We start from the raw sequence: 2,169 nt of genomic DNA, 5'->3' as shown, positions 1-2,169 counted from the left end.
AGAGGGTCGCGTCCGCCCCCAGCGGCACGGTTGCGGCCAGCGCGAACCCAGCGCTTCTCAGGCTTTCCTCATAGGCGGAGTCCCAGGTGAATGCCGCGGCGCACGCGCCGCCGTAGCAGGTGCGGTCTATGAGAATAGTGCGCGGGTCGTCGACAAACCACGTTGCGGCGGGCAGGCGCAGGTCCTCGAAGAGCCCGGCAAACAGACCCGCCTCGTCCATCGCGCTGAGGTTGATGCCGAATACGAAGTCCGGCCGAAACTCGCCCATCGCGTAAAGCAGGTCGCGAACTTGCTCGCGCGGCATGACGCCGAGCATGCGCACCGGCGTGCGGCGCAGCGGCCAGCCCATCCGCTCGGCGGCGCGGATGCAGGCCGTGTCCAGCCAGTAGTCGCTTTCAAGGAAGAGGATGCGCGGCTCGGCGCCGCGAAACTTGGGGTAGGACATCATGTCGCGAAGGCGACCGGAGACCTGGAGTCGGGGCGCTTGCATGCCGGGATGGTAACACGCGCTTGACGAGCCTTCAACGGGATGTTGGGCGTGTTGATGATATCGGGCAGACGATGCTATTTTTGTGCGGCTTTCCGCAGTCCCGTGCGTGCAAGGGAGTGTTTGACCATGCCTCATGTATCCGTGTTCCTGCCGGTTCTTGGCGCGCTCGCGCTGGCTTCCGGCCCGGCTTTCGGGCAGGGACCGGCGCGGGATAACACCTGTTTTCAAACATCGTCCGGCTATACGCCCGAACTGGACATCGGCTCGGACATGGCGGTGGTCTATGGCGTTGGCGGCACCTTTGCGGAGCGGGCCGCGCATTGGCGCGAGCGCGGTTACGCCGCCGGGATGATGACCGGCATCGCCTGGGGCGGATATGAGGAGTATTTCGGCACGGGAGACGCCTTCAAGCGGGACGAGGTCCAGACGCGGAAAGATGGGCGCTTGTATATGCACGGCGACAGCACGACCATCGGCTACAACGTGCCCACGGTTGCGTATGTCGAATACCTCAAACGCTACGTGGAGCCCGCCGTGGCGGCAGGGGCGCAAGCCGTGTTTTTCGAAGAACCGGAATACTGGGCGGAAACCGGCTGGAGCGAGGCGTTCAAGCGCGAGTGGCAGGCATTCTACGGCGAGCCATGGCAGCCGCCGGATGCGAGCCCCGACGCCCAGTACCGGGCGAGCAAATTGAAATACGAACTGTATTTCCGGGCGTTGCGCGAGGTGTCTCGCCACGTGAAGATGAAGGCGGCCGCGGCCGGCGCGAAAATCGAATGCCACGTGCCCACGCACAGTCTGATCAATTACGCGCAGTGGCGGATTGTGAGCCCCGAATCGCACTTGATGGACCTGGAAGAGATCGACGGCTATATCGCGCAGGTATGGACGGGCACGGCGCGAACCCCCAACATCTATCGGGGCGAGACGAAAGAGCGCACCTTTGAAACGGCTTACCTCGAGTACGGACAGATGCTTGGCATGGTGCGGCCCACCGGACGCAAGGTCTGGTTCCTGGCCGACCCCATCGAGGACAACCCGAACTACAGCTGGGAGAACTACCAGTACAACTACGAATGCACGCTGATCGCTTCGTTGATGTGGCCGGAAGTGAGCCGCTTCGAGGTTATGCCATGGCCGGAGCGCATTTTCCAGGGGACCTACCCGAAGGTGGACCTCGACACGAAATCGGGCGAGCGGGAAGGCATTCCGGCGGATTACGCAACGCAGTTACTGATCGCTATCAATGCTCTGAACGAGATGGGCCAGACGGAGGTCGTGTACGACACGGGCACGCGCGGGGTCGGCGTCGTGGTATCCGACACCATGATGTTTCAGCGGGCATTGCCCGAGCCCAGCGACGCGCATCTCGGCTCCTTCTACGCGCTGGCCATGCCGCTGGTAAAACACGGGCTGCCCGTCGAAATCGTCCAGCTCGAAAACATGCCGCATCCGGAGGCCTTGCGCAACATAAAGGTTCTCGTGATGTCCTACGAGGGTCAGAAACCGCTCAAGGCGGCGTATCACGAAGCGCTGGACCGCTGGGTGCGCGCGGGCGGCTGCCTGCTCTTCGTCGACGACGGGAGCGACGCCTACCATGACGTGCGCGAGTGGTGGAATCAGTATGGCGCAGTGCCTGCCAAGGCCTACGACGACCTCTTCTCCCGGCTCGGCGTCGG

General features: G+C 63.3%; 2 protein-coding genes. One reads left to right on the top strand and one right to left on the bottom strand.

The window, feature by feature from the left end:
- On the bottom strand, positions 1 to 448 hold a 448-nt coding region (locus KA184_18855; GenBank protein MBP8131644.1), incomplete at its 3' end, for a hypothetical protein.
- A 168-nt stretch (positions 449 to 616) separates the two neighbouring features.
- Between KA184_18855 and KA184_18850 the strand changes: the two genes are divergently transcribed.
- Positions 617 to 2,169: hypothetical protein (locus KA184_18850; protein MBP8131643.1), on the top strand; the 1,553-nt coding region annotated here is incomplete at its 3' end.

Source organism: Candidatus Hydrogenedentota bacterium, from assembly GCA_018005585.1.
GTDB lineage: Bacteria > Hydrogenedentota > Hydrogenedentia > Hydrogenedentales > JAGMZX01 > JAGMZX01.
Note: the sequence above shows the minus strand (reverse complement) of the source record. Positions and strands in the feature narration are given on the sequence as shown.